Below are 18,030 nucleotides of genomic sequence, written 5' to 3'. Positions count from 1 at the left end.
CCTTACGATGATATTGCGTACTATTGTTAAAAACACCGCCTCAGTGCCAATAAAGCCAACCTTGCCCAAAACAGTGATCGCCTCCTCAAAAAAATGGCTTTTCCCTTTTTTCGCTTTATCGTTATCACTACTTTCAGGCTGTGCTCAACAACCAACCATCACCCATAAAGCAGACTGGACACTTCACCAAGCTCAGTTGCAACAGCTAACTAATTATCATGCTCAAGGTGTATTTGGTTATATCAGCCCCCAACAACGAGTAACACTTACCTTTAATTGGCAAAACCAAGCTGATGATTACCAGCTAATTTTAACCAAAATGTATAAAACAGTCCTTAAATTAGATGCTCACCCTAATGCAGTAACGCTAATCGCTCCTGATGGTAAAACCTACCATGGCACTGATGCGGCACAACTCGTACAACAACTCACAGGTATTAGCTTACCATTACAGCAAATGCAAGATTGGTTAATCGGCTTACCTACGGGAGCTGATAATTACTTACTCAATAAAAATGACCAAGTCGCTTTTTTAACCAAAAAGATAGCCGGTCGCACGTGGGAAATGCATTACAGTACTTATGACAATACTCAAGTACCATCATTGCCAACACTAATGACCTTAAAACAAGGGAATTTAACCATAAAAATAAAAGTATCTCAGTGGAAAACTAAGTAATAATCCCTGATTTATTAATATCTTAAATTCACGTAATAATGAGCTATTTTCATGAACAACACCCCCAAATTTAATATTGCCACTCAGTGGCCTGCACCTGCAAAACTCAACCTTTTTCTCTATATTACAGGTCAGCGAGATAATGGTTATCACGACTTACAAACGTTATTTCAGTTTGTTGATTATGGTGACACGTTAACCATCACAGCCCGTCAAGATCATGAAATTACCCTGACACCGGCTATTACAGGTGTGGCTACCAAAGATAATTTAATTTATCGCGCAGCTATTGCTTTACGCCAAGCAGCGCAAGTTAACTTTGGCGCTGAAATCCACATTGATAAAATTTTACCAATGGGAGGCGGCTTAGGCGGTGGTTCATCCAATGCAGCTACCACCTTAGTTGCATTGAATTTTTTATGGCAAACGAATTTATCTGTAGATGAACTTGCCACTATCGGTTTAAAACTAGGAGCTGATGTGCCCGTTTTTGTTCGTGGCCACAGTGCATTCGCTGAAGGAATTGGTGAAAAATTATACCCTGCATTACCACAAGAAAAATGGTATCTCATCGCTAAACCCGATATTAGCGTCGCAACTGCTGAAATTTTCAACCATCCGCAACTACCACGTAATACTCAAAAACGTAGCTTAGATGCCTTATTACGCGGGGTTTACGAAAACGATTGCGAAAAAATTGTAAGAAGTCTTAATCCCGAGGTTGATCAGGCGCTTTCATGGCTGTTAGAATATGCACCGTCAAGATTAACTGGTACTGGCGCTTGTGTGTTTGCAGAATGTGACACAGAGCAAAATGCTAATGACATTTTGAATAATTTACCTGACTGGCTCCAGGGATTTGTCGCAAAAGGTGTTAACGTATCTCCTTTGATGACAACGCTAGCCACATATTCTATGGATTGTCAGTAATTACAACTTGGACGCAACCTGAGGTTTACACCGTGCCTGATATGAAGCTGTTTGCTGGTAACGCTACACCAGAACTAGCCCAACGCATCGCTGATCGTCTTTATATTTCATTAGGAGACGCAACGGTTGACCGTTTCTCCGATGGTGAAGTATGTGTGCAAATTAATGAAAACGTGCGTGGTAGCGACGTATTCATTATTCAATCAACTTGTGCACCCACTAACGACAACCTAATGGAACTGGTTGTTATGATCGATGCATTACGTCGTGCTTCTGCAGGTCGTATTACTGCTGTGATTCCATACTTCGGTTATGCGCGTCAAGATCGTCGTGTACGCTCTGCTCGTGTGCCAATCACTGCCAAAGTTGTTGCTGACTTCCTTTCTAATGTAGGTGTTGACCGCGTATTAACGGTTGATCTACACGCTGAACAAATCCAAGGTTTCTTCGACGTTCCTGTCGATAACGTATTTGGTAGCCCTGTACTACTAGAAGATATGTTAGCGAAAAATCTACAAGATCCTGTTGTTGTCTCTCCTGATATTGGCGGTGTTGTACGTGCTCGTGCCATTGCTAAGCTACTAGATGATACTGATATTGCTATCATCGATAAGCGCCGCCCACGTGCTAACGTTTCTCAAGTTATGCACCTAATCGGTGATGTTGAAGGTCGCGATTGTATTATCGTTGATGACATGATCGACACTGGTGGCACACTGTGTAAAGCAGCTGAAGCATTAAAAGAACGTGGTGCTAAACGTGTATTTGCATACGCAACTCACCCAGTATTCTCTGGTAGTGCACTGCAAAACATCACTGAATCTGTAATTGATGAAATCATTGTGACTGACTCAATTCCACTAACAAAAGAAATTGCTGCAACAGGTAAGGTTTCAGTTCTTACGCTGTCAGGCATGCTAGCTGAAGCGATTCGTCGTATCAGCAACGAAGAATCAATTTCTGCGATGTTTGAACACTAATCACATTTGATTAGAATGAGATTTATCTCAGCTAAATAAAAACCAACGCCTCGCTTTTGCGGGGCGTTTTATTTTTTATCAACTGTTAAAAAACCCGATCACCGCAGAGTCGTATCAATTTCACTTGATTTAGTATAATATAGCGCGCGTTTTGAACCCGACTATTGCTCGGTTTAACCATTACAATGGTCATCACAAAACGCTATCACTACTGCTATATGACAAGAGAGACAAGCGTGAGTAATAATATTCGGTTACTTGTTGGCCTGGCAAACCCTGGTCAAGAGTATGCAAAAACCCGTCATAATGCTGGTGCATGGGTTGTTGAAGAACTAGCTAGAATCCATAACGTTACCCTACGTATGGATCCGAAATATTTTGGTCTAACTGGCAGGATCACAACCAATGGTCAAGATCTCCGCTTGTTGATCCCAACCACATTCATGAATTTATCAGGTAAGTCAGTATCAGCCCTCGCTAATTTTTTCCAAATTAAACCGGAAGAAATTTTAGTTGCGCATGATGAACTCGACTTATCTCCTGGTGTTGCCAAATTTAAAAAAGGCGGTGGTCACGGCGGTCATAATGGCTTGCGTGATATCATTAGCAAAATGGGCAACAACAAAGATTTCTATCGTCTAAGGATAGCCATTGGCCACCCTGGCGATAAAAATAAAGTCGCTGACTACGTGCTAGGCAAAGCACCAGTCAAAGAACAAGAACTGATTAATGCCGTTGTTGATGAATCAGTACGCTGTATTGATGTGCTTCTAAAAGACGGCCTCAGTAAGGCACAAAATCGTCTTCATTCATTCAAGGCGGAGTAGCGTACTGGCAACAGGACTACTTCGTCGTTATGGGCTCAGTGTTGAGCACTATAATTGAGTTGTTACAAAATAATCACCAAAAGGGTTACAAGCCATGGGTTTTAAATGCGGTATCGTAGGTCTACCAAACGTTGGTAAGTCAACACTGTTCAATGCCTTAACAAAAGCAGGCATCGAAGCAGCTAACTTCCCATTCTGTACTATCGAGCCAAATACAGGTGTTGTACCTGTGCCAGATCCTCGCATGGATGCATTAGCAGTCTTCGTTAAACCAGAGCGTATTCTGCCAACCACAATGGAATTTGTAGACATCGCAGGCCTTGTTGCTGGTGCGTCTAAAGGTGAAGGTCTTGGTAACAAGTTCCTTGCTAACATTCGTGAAACTGATGCTATTGGTCACGTTGTTCGTTGTTTTGAAAATGACAACATCGTTCACGTTGCTGGCCGTATTGACCCTCTTGAAGATATCGATATCATCAACCTTGAATTAGCAATGGCTGACCTTGATACGTGTGAGCGCGCTATTTTCCGTTTAGCTAAGCGTGCTAAAGGTGGTGATAACGATGCTAAGTTTGAGATCAAAGTATTAGAAAAAATGCTGCCAGTATTAACTGATGGTGAAATGCTACGTTCAATGGAACTAAGTAAAGAAGAAAAAGCAGCGGTAGATTACCTGCACTTCTTAACGCTAAAGCCAACAATGTACATTGCTAACGTTAATGATGACGGTTTTGAAAATAACCCATTCCTAGACAAAGTTATTGAGCGTGCTGCAACAGAAAACGCTATTGTTGTGCCTATTTGTGCGGCAATGGAATCTGAAATCGCAGAACTTGACGATGAAGATCGTGAAGAGTTCTTAGCTGACATGGGTATCGAAGAACCAGGTCTTAACCGTGTTATTCGTTCTGGTTATGAACTACTGTCACTACAAACTTACTTCACAGCTGGTGTTAAAGAAGTACGTGCATGGACAATCCCTGTTGGCGCAACAGCACCAAAAGCTGCAGGTGTGATCCACACTGACTTTGAAAAGGGCTTTATTCGCGCAGAAGTTATTGGTTACAACGATTACATTGAGTGCGGTGGCGAATCAGCAGCAAAAGATGCAGGTAAATGGCGTCTAGAAGGCAAAGATTACATCGTTAAAGATGGTGATGTCGTCCATTTCCGCTTCAACGTATAATCGTTGCTAGTCAATTTTTATTGATATAACGATGAATTGATGAATAAGCCAGCCTTGCGCTGGCTTATTTTTTATATTTACAACCTTAAAAATAAACTCGCGCTAAGTCACAGTTTTAATTATTGATAGCTGACAAATCATATTTCAGTTTGTGATTCGCCCACTTCGCCCAAATAACCGACGAACAAACGAATTTTCGCTGTTTTTCAAAAAAAACTATTGACGGTTTTAGCTGGTATGAGCATAATGCGCCCCGTTCCCAACGAAGCGGCTCACTAAGAGCGGTGGCTGTTGAAAACAAAATGGCTACGTAGCTCAGTTGGTTAGAGCACATCACTCATAATGATGGGGTCACAGGTTCGAATCCCGTCGTAGCCACCATTTCAATTTTATTATAAGATTGAAAGTCAATGTTAAGCATTGATAAAATGCGGAAGTGGCGGAATTGGTAGACGCACTAGATTTAGGTTCTAGCGCCGCAAGGTGTGAGAGTTCAAGTCTCTCCTTCCGCACCATTCTCTCAATAGAGTTGAGAGATAGCTTGAAAAAGCACACTGTAGGTCTATCGCCAAGCGGTAAGGCAACGGCTTTTGATGCCGTCATACCCTGGTTCGAATCCAGGTAGACCTGCCACTCTTTAAGAATATTGATTTATTTCAGTATTCTATGTTGGCTACGTAGCTCAGTTGGTTAGAGCACATCACTCATAATGATGGGGTCACAGGTTCGAATCCCGTCGTAGCCACCATTTATTCTTCAATATAAGTATTTACCTATACTTAAATTGAAAAATACGATCAGAGAACAACAGTTATTTATAACTGACAATATGCGGAAGTGGCGGAATTGGTAGACGCACTAGATTTAGGTTCTAGCGCCGTAAGGTGTGAGAGTTCAAGTCTCTCCTTCCGCACCATTCTCTCTGATTTAAAAAGTCTTGTTACTACCCAACAAGCAACGCTTATGTGAATAAGCACTGTAGGTCTATCGCCAAGCGGTAAGGCAACGGCTTTTGATGCCGTCATACCCTGGTTCGAATCCAGGTAGACCTGCCATATTTAGATTAATTGTTGCGACAGTTAATCATTGCGGAAGTGGCGGAATTGGTAGACGCACTAGATTTAGGTTCTAGCGCCGTAAGGTGTGAGAGTTCAAGTCTCTCCTTCCGCACCATTATTCTTCATCTTAACTGCGGTTAATGTGAATAATACAATCAGAGAAACAACAGTTATTCGTAACTGACAATATGCGGAAGTGGCGGAATTGGTAGACGCACCAGATTTAGGTTCTGGCGCCGCAAGGTGTGAGAGTTCAAGTCTCTCCTTCCGCACCATTCTCTCTGATTTGAAAAGTCTTGTTACTACCCAACAAGCAACGCTTATATAAATAAGCACTGTAGGTCTATCGCCAAGCGGTAAGGCAACGGCTTTTGATGCCGTCATACCCTGGTTCGAATCCAGGTAGACCTGCCATTATTTAAAAGTATTGGTTAACCTTCGTTTTATAGACAATTGTTAATCGGTATTTTAAAATCGGCTACGTAGCTCAGTTGGTTAGAGCACATCACTCATAATGATGGGGTCACAGGTTCGAATCCCGTCGTAGCCACCATTTCAATTTTATTATAAGATTGAAAGTCAATGTTAAGCATTGATAAAATGCGGAAGTGGCGGAATTGGTAGACGCACTAGATTTAGGTTCTAGCGCCGCAAGGTGTGAGAGTTCAAGTCTCTCCTTCCGCACCATTCTCTCAATAGAGTTGAGAGATAGCTTGAAAAAGCACACTGTAGGTCTATCGCCAAGCGGTAAGGCAACGGCTTTTGATGCCGTCATACCCTGGTTCGAATCCAGGTAGACCTGCCACTCTTTAAGAATATTGATTTATTTCAGTATTCTATGTTGGCTACGTAGCTCAGTTGGTTAGAGCACATCACTCATAATGATGGGGTCACAGGTTCGAATCCCGTCGTAGCCACCATTTATTCTTCAATATAAGTATTTACCTATACTTAAATTGAAAAATACGATCAGAGAACAACAGTTATTTATAACTGACAATATGCGGAAGTGGCGGAATTGGTAGACGCACTAGATTTAGGTTCTAGCGCCGTAAGGTGTGAGAGTTCAAGTCTCTCCTTCCGCACCATTCTCTCTGATTTAAAAAGTCTTGTTACTACCCAACAAGCAACGCTTATGTGAATAAGCACTGTAGGTCTATCGCCAAGCGGTAAGGCAACGGCTTTTGATGCCGTCATACCCTGGTTCGAATCCAGGTAGACCTGCCATATTTAGATTAATTGTTGCGACAGTTAATCATTGCGGAAGTGGCGGAATTGGTAGACGCACTAGATTTAGGTTCTAGCGCCGTAAGGTGTGAGAGTTCAAGTCTCTCCTTCCGCACCATTATTCTTCATCTTAACTGCGGTTAATGTGAATAATACAATCAGAGAAACAACAGTTATTCGTAACTGACAATATGCGGAAGTGGCGGAATTGGTAGACGCACCAGATTTAGGTTCTGGCGCCGCAAGGTGTGAGAGTTCAAGTCTCTCCTTCCGCACCATTCTCTCTGATTTAAAAAGTCTTGTTACTACCCAACAAGCAACGCTTATGAAAATAAGCACTGTAGGTCTATCGCCAAGCGGTAAGGCAACGGCTTTTGATGCCGTCATACCCTGGTTCGAATCCAGGTAGACCTGCCATATTTAGATTAATTGTTGCGACAGTTAATCATTGCGGAAGTGGCGGAATTGGTAGACGCACTAGATTTAGGTTCTAGCGCCGTAAGGTGTGAGAGTTCAAGTCTCTCCTTCCGCACCATTATTCTTCATCTTAACTGCGGTTAATGTGAATAATACAATCAGAGAAACAACAGTTATTCGTAACTGACAATATGCGGAAGTGGCGGAATTGGTAGACGCACCAGATTTAGGTTCTGGCGCCGCAAGGTGTGAGAGTTCAAGTCTCTCCTTCCGCACCATTCTCTCTGATTTAAAAAGTCTTGTTACTACCCAACAAGCAACGCTTATGAAAATAAGCACTGTAGGTCTATCGCCAAGCGGTAAGGCAACGGCTTTTGATGCCGTCATACCCTGGTTCGAATCCAGGTAGACCTGCCATATTTAGATTAATTGTTGCGACAGTTAATCATTGCGGAAGTGGCGGAATTGGTAGACGCACTAGATTTAGGTTCTAGCGCCGTAAGGTGTGAGAGTTCAAGTCTCTCCTTCCGCACCATTATTCTTTAAATCGGCTTTTTACCAATTACTGATTTAAACAATACACTAGAGAAATACAGTTATTTATAACTGACAATATGCGGAAGTGGCGGAATTGGTAGACGCACCAGATTTAGGTTCTGGCGCCGCAAGGTGTGAGAGTTCAAGTCTCTCCTTCCGCACCATTTACTCTAGTTTGTGAAAAGTCTTATGAAAATAAGCATTGTAGGTCTATCGCCAAGCGGTAAGGCAACGGCTTTTGATGCCGTCATACCCTGGTTCGAATCCAGGTAGACCTGCCACTCTTTAAGAATATTGATTTATTTCAGTATTCTATGTTGGCTACGTAGCTCAGTTGGTTAGAGCACATCACTCATAATGATGGGGTCACAGGTTCGAATCCCGTCGTAGCCACCATTCTCTTTTGATAATCATCAAAGAGATAAAAATTTGCGGAAGTGGCGGAATTGGTAGACGCACTAGATTTAGGTTCTAGCGCCGTAAGGTGTGAGAGTTCAAGTCTCTCCTTCCGCACCATATTAGAGACCTACTCTTTGAGTAGGTTTTCTTTTATCTGTAATATAGCCATTAATAAATGACTAATACTGATAAAAGAATACAAAAAAAGCCGAGTAATTAATTTTACTCGGCTTTTTTGTCGTTTATTTATCGTAAAAACATTTAATACTATCGCTATATCCCCATCGCATATTTCAGTAGCTGTTTTTTTAGACCACCAGAATGATCTGCAACCCGTAAACCAACATTTCGCAGTAACTTTAATGGTCCAATATTATTGCTAAATGTAGTGTAGAAAAAATCCATTCCTGTTTGCATCATTAAATTATCAGGACGACGACAACGCTCATAATTAGCCAATACTTGTTGCTGTTGCCAATCATTACCCGCTTGACTGATTTTTTCTAATAAACAGCCGACATCTTTAAAACCTAAGTTAACCCCTTGACCTGCTAATGGATTAATCGTATGCGCAGCATCACCTAATAACACCACATTCGGTTTATAGTATGTTTGTGCATGGCGACGGGTTAACGGAAAACTGCCATGATTCAATACCGTAAACTCGCCTAACTCAGGTGGAAATGTTGCCTTAATTTCAGCCTGTAATTGAGTAGCAGGCATGGCAGATAGTTGACGAATACGCGCTGGGCTGTCATACCAAACCAACGATCCCTGATGACCTGGTAAGGGTAAAAATGACCGCGGCCCTGCCGGAGTAAACTGCTGCCAAGTAATGTCTTGTTGTGGTAACTGCGTCGTAATATTAATTAGCATACAATGCTGACGATAATCCCACGCCGTGATTCCAATATTAACCTGCTGACGTACTTGAGAGTTAGCGCCATCAGCACCAATTAATAAACCACAATTAAGCAGTGAACCATCATCTAATTCAATTTGATAGCCGTCATCAATCGCAGTCGCAGCCACCATCGTTGCTGGACATAATAGGGAAATATTGTCGTATTGCTCAAATTGCTGCCATAGCGCTAATTGAATTACACGATTTTCAACAATATAACCTAATTGTTGTAATTGCATTTCATCAGCATTAAATCGCGTGCGACAATCAGGGTTATCCCACGTTTCTAGGCGCTTAAAAGGACATAAACGCATCATCATTACAGCCTGCCATGCACCTAATTGTTCTAATAAAGCCACTGAACGAGGAGAAATAGCCGAAACACGTAAATCCATTGCTTGTGCTGACATAAATGGCTGTGGCGCATAGCCTTCTATTACTGCCACATCGAGTCCTTGTTGGGCTAGACCAATCGCGGCAGCAGCTCCCACCATTCCGCCACCAGCAACAATGACATCATATTGTTCCATACCTTTACCTACCTATTATGTCCAGGCTTATTATTTGGTTATAATCTTTAAAACCATCGTGTTATATGATTGTATAAGAAAATACGCTCACTGGGATACTACGATAGCGTATTCGCAGTTAATCAACCATTGCTATTATTTCAGTGCCGAAAGGAATCAGATCACCATGCTGGCAAGCCTTAAACGTTTCACCATTAAATTTATTTTATGCGCGCTGATTATACCTATTGTGCTAGTTATCATTTTTAAATTTATTAACCCACCATTTTGGGGCTGGGAAATTAGTCGTACCATTTTCCCGCCGCAAGGTTATCCAAAACACACTCAGCATCAGTGGGTTAATTTGGATAAGATTTCAAAAAATATGCAATTAGCTGTCATCGCTTCAGAAGATCAAACCTTTCCAGAGCACCATGGTATCGATCTGAGTGCGACATTATCAGTACTAAAACACAGTGGTAAAGATGGACCAAGTCGTGGCGCTAGTACCATTAGTCAGCAAACAGCTAAAAATGTATTTTTATTTCCAAGCCATTCTTTTATTCGTAAAGGCATAGAGTTGTATTTTGCACTATGGATGGAGATTATTTGGGGCAAAGATCGTATTTTAGAAACCTATTTAAACGTCATTGAATTTGGCCCTGGAATTTATGGCGTTCAAGCTGCGAGCAAACACTTTTTTCATATACCAGCCAGCCAACTTAGTGCTCAACAAGCAGCACAACTGGCTGCGGTATTGCCAAACCCTTATAAAATAAAAGCCAGCCCAATGAGTAATTATGTTTATCAGCGTACCTTATGGATTCGCAAACAAATGCGTCAACTTGGAATGGTGACATTAGATAAAGTCTATGATGAACGATCACTTTTTAAATCTTTTAATCTCTATCGCTAGTCAATCATAAAAGACCACACTTTTTTCAGGGTGGTGATGATCTAGTCAGACCGAGTTTAAAGCAGTACAATACGCGGCTTGCTACAGGGCATTACTATCAAAATAACGTAATGCGTCCTGTCAGCCCGTAATCTGAATGTAATGAATCAACACTACGAGCGAAGAGAGATGGCGAAGAAACTGCTGATTAAAACCTGGGGCTGCCAGATGAACGAATATGATTCATCAAAAATGGCCGATCTTCTTAATGCTGCTAATGGCTTCGAGTTAACAGAAATCCCAGAAGAAGCAGATGTTCTGCTACTTAACACCTGTTCGATCCGTGAAAAAGCACAAGAAAAAGTTTTCCACCAGCTAGGGCGTTGGAAAAAACTAAAAGATAAAAAACCTGATCTAGTGATCGGTGTTGGTGGTTGTGTCGCGACTCAAGAAGGTGATTCTATTCGCAAACGCGCACCTTACGTTGATGTGATCTTTGGCCCACAAACGCTACACCGTTTGCCAGAGATGATTAAACGTTCTCAATCAAATGAAAAAACCGTGATGGATATTTCATTTCCTGAGATTGAAAAATTCGATAGCCTACCAGAACCTCGAGCTGACGGTGCAACAGCATTTGTCTCTATTATGGAAGGCTGTTCTAAATACTGTACGTATTGTGTAGTACCTTACACTCGTGGCGAAGAAGTTAGTCGTCCTATTGATGATGTGTTATTTGAAATCGCTCAACTAGCAGATCAAGGTGTACGTGAAGTAAACCTACTTGGACAAAATGTTAACGCATTCCGTGGTCCAACTCATGATGGTGAACTTGCTAGCTTTGCTGAACTTCTACGTTTAGTCGCTGCAATTGATGGCATTGACCGTGTACGTTACACAACCAGTCACCCAATTGAATTTACTGACGACATTATTGACGTTTACAAAGATACTCCTGAACTGGTTAACTACTTACACCTACCAGTACAAAGTGGTTCAGATCGTATTCTAACGATGATGAAGCGCCCTCACACAGTGCTTGAATACAAGTCAAAAATTCGTAAGTTACGCAAAGTACGTCCAGATATCACAATGAGCTCAGACTTTATTGTCGCGTTCCCTGGTGAATCTGATCAAGATTTCGAAGATACCATGAAGCTAATTCGTGATATCGATTTTGATATTAGCTACAGCTTTATCTTCTCTCCTCGTCCAGGTACACCTGCAGCTGATTACCCTTGTGATCTCACTGAAGACGTGAAGAAAGAGCGTCTGTACGCTTTACAGCAACAACTAAATAGTCAAGCGATGCGCCACGCACGTCAAATGCTAGGCACAGAACAACGTATTTTAGTTGAAGGTCCATCGCGTAAAAATGTGATGGAACTACGCGGTCGTACTGAAAATAACCGTATTGTAAACTTTGAAGGCTCTGCTGAGTTGATTGGTCAATTTGTTGATGTAAAAATTATCGATGTATTTACTAATTCACTACGTGGCGAACTTGTTCGCACTGAAGCAGAAATGGATCTTCGCGTTGCAATGTCACCAGCAGCAATGATGGCAAAAACACGCCGTGAAGATGATTTAGGTGTAGGCGTATATACTCCGGAATAACAGTCGTTCACTGCCGTCAAATAACGTGCAGTAATCACTATTATTCAAAGTAAGTCGCATGCCCTGAAAATATGGTCGCCTACTTCTAGGCGACCTCAATGAGAGGCAAACCTTGAGCAAGATAATTACTGTAGAATTTGATCTGGAACCCGCCCATAATCAGCGTCTTTCCAGCCTTTGTGGTCCTTTCGACGACAACATCAAACAACTAGAACGTCGTTTAGGTGTTGAAATCAATCATCGTAGCAACCACTTTAGCGTCGTGGGTCAACCACACACTGCGGATGTTGCCACCAATATCATTAAAGATTTATACATTGATACGGCTCCCGTACATAACAACATTCCAGATATTGAACCTGACCATATTCATCTGGCGATCAAAGCCTCTGGCGTCTTAGAGCAAACCGTAGAAACAAGCATTCCTTTTGGCAAAGAAGTCCATATTAAAACCAAAAAAGGGATCATAAAACCACGCACGCCAAACCAAGCACAATACATCGCCAATATTGTGACACACGATATTACCTTTGGTGTTGGACCTGCAGGTACAGGTAAAACCTACCTGGCAGTTGCTGCTGCTGTTGATGCCCTTGAGCGTCAAGAAGTGCGCCGTATTCTACTGACCCGTCCAGCGGTTGAAGCGGGAGAAAAATTAGGTTTCTTACCCGGTGATTTAAGCCAGAAAGTCGATCCATACCTACGGCCACTTTATGATGCTTTGTTTGAAATGCTTGGCTTTGAACGCGTCGAGAAGCTAATTGAGCGCAATGTAATTGAAGTCGCACCGCTGGCTTATATGCGTGGTCGTACACTAAATGATGCGTTTATTATTTTAGATGAAAGTCAAAATACTACCGTTGAACAAATGAAAATGTTCTTAACCCGCATTGGCTTTAACTCACGCGCGGTGATCACAGGTGATGTCACTCAAATAGATTTACCACGTGGCGCACGTTCAGGTTTGCGTCATGCTGTTGAAGTATTATCTAATGTTGAAGAGATTAGCTTTAACTTTTTCTTAGCCAATGATGTTGTACGTCATCCTGTTGTCGCGCGCATTGTTCAAGCTTATGAAATCTGGGAAAGCGACGATCAAAAACAACGAAAACAAGCAGAACAACGTCGCCGAACAGAACAAGACGCCAAAGATGCCGCCTTATTCGCCGTCGCGACAGCTGCCAAAATTGAATCACAAAAGAGTAACTAATGGCGATTTATCTTGATCTACAACTTGCAACAGCAGCCGAAACTGGATTACCGACTGAAGCTGAATTCCAGCAATGGTTAAATGCCGCAGTCACTCCATTTCAGGCCGAGGCTGAAGTCACTATTCGATTAGTTGACGAGCAAGAAAGTCATGCACTTAATCTTGAATACCGTGGCAAAGATCGTCCAACAAACGTACTTTCTTTTCCATTTGAAGCGCCACCTGAAATCGAAATTAACTTACTTGGCGATCTAATTATTTGCCGTCAAGTTGTCGAAGCAGAGGCACTTGAACAACAAAAACCACTTAATGCTCATTGGGCACATATGGTTGTACACGGCAGTCTGCATCTGCTAGGTTATGATCATATCGAAGACGATGAAGCAGAAGAAATGGAAGCATTAGAGACTGAAATAATGCAAAGCATGGGCTTTATCGACCCTTACATTTCAGAAAAGTAGTAATATACTAAAAAATATTCCGCAGCTTGATAACCCAAGCTGCATTACCGTGGCAATGTCCACTTAGTTGATAAAGTAAATAATGAACGAAGATAACTCTCCAACAACTGAAGGTCCGAGTAGAAAATCCTTCTTTGAACGTATTGGCCAACTGTTCCAAGGTGAACCACAAAACCGTGAAGAATTAGTTGAAGTATTCCGTGATTCGGAAGAAAACGATTTGATAGACCATGACACTCGCGACATGCTTGAAGGTGTAATGGAAATTGCTGAAATGCGTGTACGTGACATTATGATTCCACGTTCACAAATGACAACTATCGAGCGTTCTCAGAAGCTAGAAGATCTTATTGATTTAATTGTTGAAGCTCAACACTCTCGCTACCCTGTTATTAGTGATGATAAAGACCATGTTGAAGGCATTTTATTAGCCAAAGACTTACTGCGTTATTTATTACCAGACAGTGAGCCTTTTGATATCGACAAAGTATTACGCCCTGCTGTTGTAGTACCAGAAAGTAAACGCGTTGATCGACTATTAAAAGAGTTCCGCGAAGAGCGTTACCACATGGCAATTGTGGTTGATGAGTTTGGTGGTGTATCAGGTGTTATCACTATTGAAGATATTCTTGAACAAATTGTTGGCGAAATCGAGGATGAATTCGACGACGAAGAAGAACAAGAAGTTCGTCAGTTAAGTAAACATACTTACGCGGTCAAAGCCCTAACAACTATTGAAGATTTCAATGAACTGTTCCATACCTCATTTTGTGACGAAGAAGTCGATACTGTCGGCGGCTTAGTTATGATGAGTTTTGGTCACTTACCATCGCGCGGTGAAGTTATTGAAGTCAATGGTTATTCATTTAAAGTGACCTCGTCTGATAACCGTCGTGTTATCCAGTTACAAGTAACTGTCCCTGATGAGGCATTTCAACCTACCATTACTCCGTAAATGATGACAAAAAAAACACTCATCTTATTGGGACAGTTGCTTGCAGCTGTCCCTGCAGGTGCGATTGCAACCTTGTCTTTTGCACCTTATGACTACGCATTTTTCGCCCCATTAACTCTGATTCTGTTTTTCCTTTTATTACAGAAACAATCTCCTAAACGCTCAGCACTGATTGGATTTTTCTATGGCCTAGGGATGTTTGGCACAGGCATTAGCTGGGTACATGTCAGCATTGATACCTTTGGTGGTATGCCTAAAATTGCTAGCATGTTCTTAATGTGCTTATTGATTAGTTACTTAGCATTATATCCTGCGTTATTTGGTTATTTCTTTAATCGCTTTAATCGACAACGGCCTTTACACCAATTACTACTTTCTGGCCCTGTTATTTGGTTAGTACTTGATTGGATCCGCGGCTGGCTATTTACTGGCTTTCCTTGGCTATGGATGGGTTACAGTCAGCTCAATACGCCTTTAGCACACTTTGCTCCAATTTTAGGTGTCGAAGGGATCACCCTCGCATTAGTACTGATCTCAGGCTCAATAACTGCCACACTATACTACCGTAACTGGCGTCCATTCATGGTTACAGTATTAGTGGCACTGTTAGCGGTATTAGCCGGTATTCCACAGTGGGTAAAACCCGATCCTAAACACAGTGTTAGCGTAGCTTTGATCCAAGGTAATATTTCACAAGAAGAGAAATGGCTGCCAAGTCACCGCTGGCCAACCTTAATGAAATATATGGATCTCACTCGCGATAACTGGGGTGCCGATTTAATTATTTGGCCAGAAGCTGCAATTCCTGCACTTGAAGAAGATATTCCAACCTTCTTACAAAATCTTGATGCTGCCGCCCGTGCCAATAATAGTACCGTAATCACCGGCATCTTAGATCAAAAAGCTGATGGTGAGTTTTTTAATAATATTTTGACACTTGGTGTCGATGCAGATGGCCCGTATAACTACAATACAGCCACGCGTTATACAAAACATCACTTATTACCTTTTGGTGAATTTGTCCCGTTTGCGAGTATTCTACGTCCATTAGCGCCGTTCTTTAATCTGCCGATGTCGTCATTTAGTCGTGGAGCTTATATTCAACCGAATATTCAAGCTCATGGTTATTCAATTGCACCTGCACTGTGTTATGAAATTGCATTTGGTGAACAAATTCGTGAAAACGTCACCAAAAAAACTGAGTTATTACTCACGCTGTCTAATGATGCATGGTTTGGTCATTCAATTGGCCCATTTCAGCACATGGAAATTGCCCAAATGCGGGCACTTGAGTTAGGTAAGCCATTGTTACGGGGAACAAATACGGGGATTACAGCAGTGGTTGATCACAATGGTCATATCACCAAACAATTACCACAATTTGTTACTGGCGTATTAAAAGATAAAGTCATTCCAACCATTGGAATGACACCTTATACCACACTAGGTAGTTGGCCATTATACGGTTACTGCTTATGGGCATTAGCATTATCTTGGCTACTCGTTCGCCGTAAGCGCGGACATTTCCGTGACTTACCGCCAACAGAAACAGAATAAACTATAAGGTGAAGCTAATAACTTCACCTTTTTTTTTACGATTAGTTTATTGTAAATTGATTAGCAACTAATAACTGCAATCCCAAAGGGACTAACCACCTGCGGCGAAATGAGGAATGATAAATGAAAGCAACACATAAAATATTTACCACTTTATGTTCATTATTAATATTAATGCTATCAACACAAGTATTTGCTCAAGAACAACAAAATGATACTAAAGATGCATTAGCCCATTTTTATAATTCACCGCAAACCCAGCCTTTTTTCCATTCCGCTTATGGGTATGCCGTTTTTCCATCAGTAGGTAAAGGTGGCTTTTGGATCGGTGGCGCTTATGGATCAGGCGTGGTATTTAAAGCCAATCAAGCCATGGGATTTGCTAAGTTATACCAAATATCTATTGGTTTACAATTTGGCGGACAAGCGTTCAGTGAGATTCTATTTTTCCAAGATAAACGTGCCTATGATCGCTTCATTGATGGCGGAATGGAATTGGATGCTCAAGCCTCTGCGGTCGCATTAACAGAAGGTGCATCAGCAAAAATAGGCACTGCTGGCGCAGGGATCAATGCAGGTAATGACTATATGACCCAAAGCTACATTAATGGCGTTGCTATCTTCACTCACGCTAAAGGCGGCGCGATGATTGAAGCATCACTTGCGGGACAAAAATTCACCTATGAACCAATGACAACCACGACGCGAAAAATAAAAGGTTATGATCAAGTATTACCTGAGTTTAATACTGACTATCAACCGACTAAACAGACTCAAACGACACGACAACACCAGCAACAACTGCAAAAACCGGCTGATACTATTACATCGACAGATTCAGCAAACTCAGCGGTAGTGGTTGATACCATTGAACGTCCTGATTATTAAACCATTACTTTTATAACAGCCAAATAAAAACGCAGCATTTATAATGCTGCGTTTTTTTATAATGAAAGCAAAACCATTGAACTGTTTAACCATTTATGGATTTAATGGTAAGCGAGAAAAATGCTTACAACCACATTTTACACAGGGTTCAATACGCGTAACATGGGTGATCATTTCAGTATGACCGCATTGCTCACAAACAAGATTACCTAAACCCACAAGTTCACCAGCCTGATAAACACCTTTATGCTGAATATCATCCATCACTTCAATCCATTCTAATTGGGTTTTATCCGTAATTTCAGCTAAGTTTTTCCAAATACTTTCACTGACTAATTTATAGAAAGGGCTTTCACTGAATGGTTCTGAACTATTTTTTACTTCTTCAGTAAAGGTCTTTAAATCACTTTTGACGTAAGCTTCAACTAATGACAGTTCATCTTTGGTCATATCACTGGCTGCTTTACCGTAAAGCTCAGTCGTTTTAAGATCACTTTTAATATAAGCTTCAACTAATGACAGCTCATCTTTGGTCATATCACTGGCAGCTTTGCCGTAAAGCTCAGTCATTTTAAAAAACTTCTTTAGCTCTTCTGGACTATGCTTAAGCGCCTCAGTTACTTTTTCTAACACTGCTTCATACTGCTTTTGTTGCTTAGTCATGGGATTAATCCTCTACCAATGTGCGAAATAATTACGTAATTACGGCCAAATGTAAGATTAAGGTCGCCGAATCGCTATCAGCTATTGTTGACACCTTGACCTTTGGTTATCCTATGTCGATTACAATGAAT

14 protein-coding genes and 26 tRNA genes are annotated in these 18,030 nt (G+C 41.5%); 38 read left to right on the top strand and 2 right to left on the bottom strand.

Translation table 11 applies throughout. The features are described 5' to 3' along the window. Window positions 1-7 precede the first annotated feature (7 nt). The 31 genes from lolB to OC457_RS03490 all read left to right on the top strand — a co-directional run bounded on the left by lolB (window position 8) and on the right by OC457_RS03490 (window position 8,357). Window positions 8-679, top strand: a complete 672-nt coding sequence (lolB, locus tag OC457_RS03640; RefSeq protein ID WP_080175903.1) for a lipoprotein insertase outer membrane protein LolB — start codon at window positions 8-10, stop codon at window positions 677-679. Window positions 680-730: 51 nt separating this feature from the next. Further along, window positions 731-1,609, top strand: coding sequence for a 4-(cytidine 5'-diphospho)-2-C-methyl-D-erythritol kinase (gene ispE, locus OC457_RS03635; protein ID WP_080175902.1), 879 nt, complete (start codon window positions 731-733; stop codon window positions 1,607-1,609). 32 nt (window positions 1,610-1,641) lie between these two features. Continuing rightward, window positions 1,642-2,589, top strand: a complete 948-nt coding sequence (locus OC457_RS03630; protein ID WP_045038697.1) for a ribose-phosphate pyrophosphokinase — start codon at window positions 1,642-1,644, stop codon at window positions 2,587-2,589. A gap of 236 nt (window positions 2,590-2,825) precedes the next feature. Further along, window positions 2,826-3,416, top strand: a complete 591-nt coding sequence (gene pth / locus OC457_RS03625) for an aminoacyl-tRNA hydrolase (protein ID WP_080175901.1) — start codon at window positions 2,826-2,828, stop codon at window positions 3,414-3,416. Between the two features lie 94 nt (window positions 3,417-3,510). Then, complete coding sequence (gene ychF / locus OC457_RS03620) at window positions 3,511-4,602, top strand: redox-regulated ATPase YchF (protein WP_080175900.1); 1,092 nt, start codon at window positions 3,511-3,513, stop codon at window positions 4,600-4,602. A 304-nt stretch (window positions 4,603-4,906) separates the two neighbouring features. Beyond that, a tRNA-Met gene (locus OC457_RS03615) sits at window positions 4,907-4,983 on the top strand. A gap of 49 nt (window positions 4,984-5,032) precedes the next feature. Beyond that, window positions 5,033-5,117: transfer RNA gene (locus tag OC457_RS03610), tRNA-Leu, on the top strand. A gap of 43 nt (window positions 5,118-5,160) precedes the next feature. Next, a tRNA-Gln gene (locus OC457_RS03605) sits at window positions 5,161-5,235 on the top strand. A 38-nt stretch (window positions 5,236-5,273) separates the two neighbouring features. Then, window positions 5,274-5,350 (top strand) — tRNA-Met (locus OC457_RS03600). An 83-nt stretch (window positions 5,351-5,433) separates the two neighbouring features. After that, window positions 5,434-5,518 (top strand) — tRNA-Leu (locus OC457_RS03595). Between the two features lie 64 nt (window positions 5,519-5,582). Continuing rightward, window positions 5,583-5,657, top strand: a tRNA-Gln gene (locus OC457_RS03590). 33 nt (window positions 5,658-5,690) lie between these two features. After that, a tRNA-Leu gene (locus tag OC457_RS03585) sits at window positions 5,691-5,775 on the top strand. A gap of 75 nt (window positions 5,776-5,850) precedes the next feature. After that, window positions 5,851-5,935: transfer RNA gene (locus tag OC457_RS03580), tRNA-Leu, on the top strand. A gap of 64 nt (window positions 5,936-5,999) precedes the next feature. Beyond that, a tRNA-Gln gene (locus OC457_RS03575) sits at window positions 6,000-6,074 on the top strand. A 62-nt stretch (window positions 6,075-6,136) separates the two neighbouring features. After that, window positions 6,137-6,213 (top strand) — tRNA-Met (locus OC457_RS03570). 49 nt (window positions 6,214-6,262) lie between these two features. Then, window positions 6,263-6,347 (top strand) — tRNA-Leu (locus OC457_RS03565). 43 nt (window positions 6,348-6,390) lie between these two features. Then, window positions 6,391-6,465 (top strand) — tRNA-Gln (locus tag OC457_RS03560). 38 nt (window positions 6,466-6,503) lie between these two features. Beyond that, window positions 6,504-6,580 (top strand) — tRNA-Met (locus OC457_RS03555). 83 nt (window positions 6,581-6,663) lie between these two features. After that, a tRNA-Leu gene (locus OC457_RS03550) sits at window positions 6,664-6,748 on the top strand. 64 nt (window positions 6,749-6,812) lie between these two features. Further along, window positions 6,813-6,887: transfer RNA gene (locus OC457_RS03545), tRNA-Gln, on the top strand. 33 nt (window positions 6,888-6,920) lie between these two features. Next, a tRNA-Leu gene (locus OC457_RS03540) sits at window positions 6,921-7,005 on the top strand. A 75-nt stretch (window positions 7,006-7,080) separates the two neighbouring features. Beyond that, a tRNA-Leu gene (locus tag OC457_RS03535) sits at window positions 7,081-7,165 on the top strand. Between the two features lie 64 nt (window positions 7,166-7,229). Then, window positions 7,230-7,304: transfer RNA gene (locus tag OC457_RS03530), tRNA-Gln, on the top strand. A gap of 33 nt (window positions 7,305-7,337) precedes the next feature. Beyond that, a tRNA-Leu gene (locus OC457_RS03525) sits at window positions 7,338-7,422 on the top strand. Window positions 7,423-7,497: 75 nt separating this feature from the next. Beyond that, window positions 7,498-7,582 (top strand) — tRNA-Leu (locus OC457_RS03520). Window positions 7,583-7,646: 64 nt separating this feature from the next. Further along, a tRNA-Gln gene (locus OC457_RS03515) sits at window positions 7,647-7,721 on the top strand. 33 nt (window positions 7,722-7,754) lie between these two features. Then, window positions 7,755-7,839 (top strand) — tRNA-Leu (locus OC457_RS03510). 81 nt (window positions 7,840-7,920) lie between these two features. After that, a tRNA-Leu gene (locus OC457_RS03505) sits at window positions 7,921-8,005 on the top strand. Between the two features lie 42 nt (window positions 8,006-8,047). Further along, window positions 8,048-8,122, top strand: a tRNA-Gln gene (locus OC457_RS03500). Window positions 8,123-8,160: 38 nt separating this feature from the next. Further along, a tRNA-Met gene (locus OC457_RS03495) sits at window positions 8,161-8,237 on the top strand. 35 nt (window positions 8,238-8,272) lie between these two features. Next, window positions 8,273-8,357: transfer RNA gene (locus OC457_RS03490), tRNA-Leu, on the top strand. 156 nt (window positions 8,358-8,513) lie between these two features. Here the strand turns inward: OC457_RS03490 and OC457_RS03485 are convergent. Further along, a complete protein-coding gene (locus tag OC457_RS03485; protein ID WP_080175899.1) occupies window positions 8,514-9,674 on the bottom strand; it encodes a 2-octaprenyl-3-methyl-6-methoxy-1,4-benzoquinol hydroxylase in 1,161 nt (386 codons plus the stop codon). A 166-nt stretch (window positions 9,675-9,840) separates the two neighbouring features. On the opposite strand from OC457_RS03485, the gene mtgA reads away from it, so the two are divergent. The 7 genes from mtgA (at window position 9,841) to OC457_RS03450 (ending at window position 17,236) form a co-directional block, all read left to right on the top strand. Further along, window positions 9,841-10,569: a monofunctional biosynthetic peptidoglycan transglycosylase gene (mtgA, locus tag OC457_RS03480; RefSeq protein WP_080175898.1), complete on the top strand. Its 729-nt coding sequence runs from the start codon at window positions 9,841-9,843 to the stop codon at window positions 10,567-10,569. 168 nt (window positions 10,570-10,737) lie between these two features. Next, a complete protein-coding gene (miaB, locus tag OC457_RS03475; protein WP_080175897.1) occupies window positions 10,738-12,165 on the top strand; it encodes a tRNA (N6-isopentenyl adenosine(37)-C2)-methylthiotransferase MiaB in 1,428 nt (475 codons plus the stop codon). Window positions 12,166-12,277: 112 nt separating this feature from the next. Then, window positions 12,278-13,375 (top strand): PhoH family protein, encoded by a 1,098-nt coding sequence (locus tag OC457_RS03470; protein ID WP_080175896.1) that lies wholly within the window; start codon window positions 12,278-12,280, stop codon window positions 13,373-13,375. Beyond that, on the top strand, window positions 13,375-13,836 hold the full coding sequence (gene ybeY / locus OC457_RS03465; protein ID WP_080175895.1) for an rRNA maturation RNase YbeY: 462 nt from the start codon (window positions 13,375-13,377) through the stop codon (window positions 13,834-13,836). Before OC457_RS03470 ends, ybeY begins: the two co-directional genes overlap by 1 nt. An 82-nt stretch (window positions 13,837-13,918) precedes the next feature. Further along, complete coding sequence (gene corC, locus OC457_RS03460) at window positions 13,919-14,791, top strand: CNNM family magnesium/cobalt transport protein CorC (protein WP_080175894.1); 873 nt, start codon at window positions 13,919-13,921, stop codon at window positions 14,789-14,791. 3 nt (window positions 14,792-14,794) lie between these two features. Continuing rightward, a complete protein-coding gene (gene lnt, locus OC457_RS03455; RefSeq protein WP_080175919.1) occupies window positions 14,795-16,348 on the top strand; it encodes an apolipoprotein N-acyltransferase in 1,554 nt (517 codons plus the stop codon). A gap of 123 nt (window positions 16,349-16,471) precedes the next feature. After that, a complete protein-coding gene (locus OC457_RS03450) occupies window positions 16,472-17,236 on the top strand; it encodes a lipid-binding SYLF domain-containing protein (protein WP_080175893.1) in 765 nt (254 codons plus the stop codon). Between the two features lie 93 nt (window positions 17,237-17,329). Here OC457_RS03450 and OC457_RS03445 read toward each other — a convergent pair whose 3' ends face one another. After that, window positions 17,330-17,899 (bottom strand): zinc ribbon-containing protein, encoded by a 570-nt coding sequence (locus OC457_RS03445; protein ID WP_096777869.1) that lies wholly within the window; start codon window positions 17,897-17,899, stop codon window positions 17,330-17,332. Window positions 17,900-18,030 lie beyond the last annotated feature (131 nt).

Origin of the sequence: Photobacterium toruni, from assembly GCF_024529955.1 — a bacterium.
Lineage (GTDB): Bacteria > Pseudomonadota > Gammaproteobacteria > Enterobacterales > Vibrionaceae > Photobacterium > Photobacterium toruni.
The sequence above is the reverse complement of the archived record's forward strand: the minus strand, read 5'-3'. Positions and strand labels throughout refer to the sequence as shown.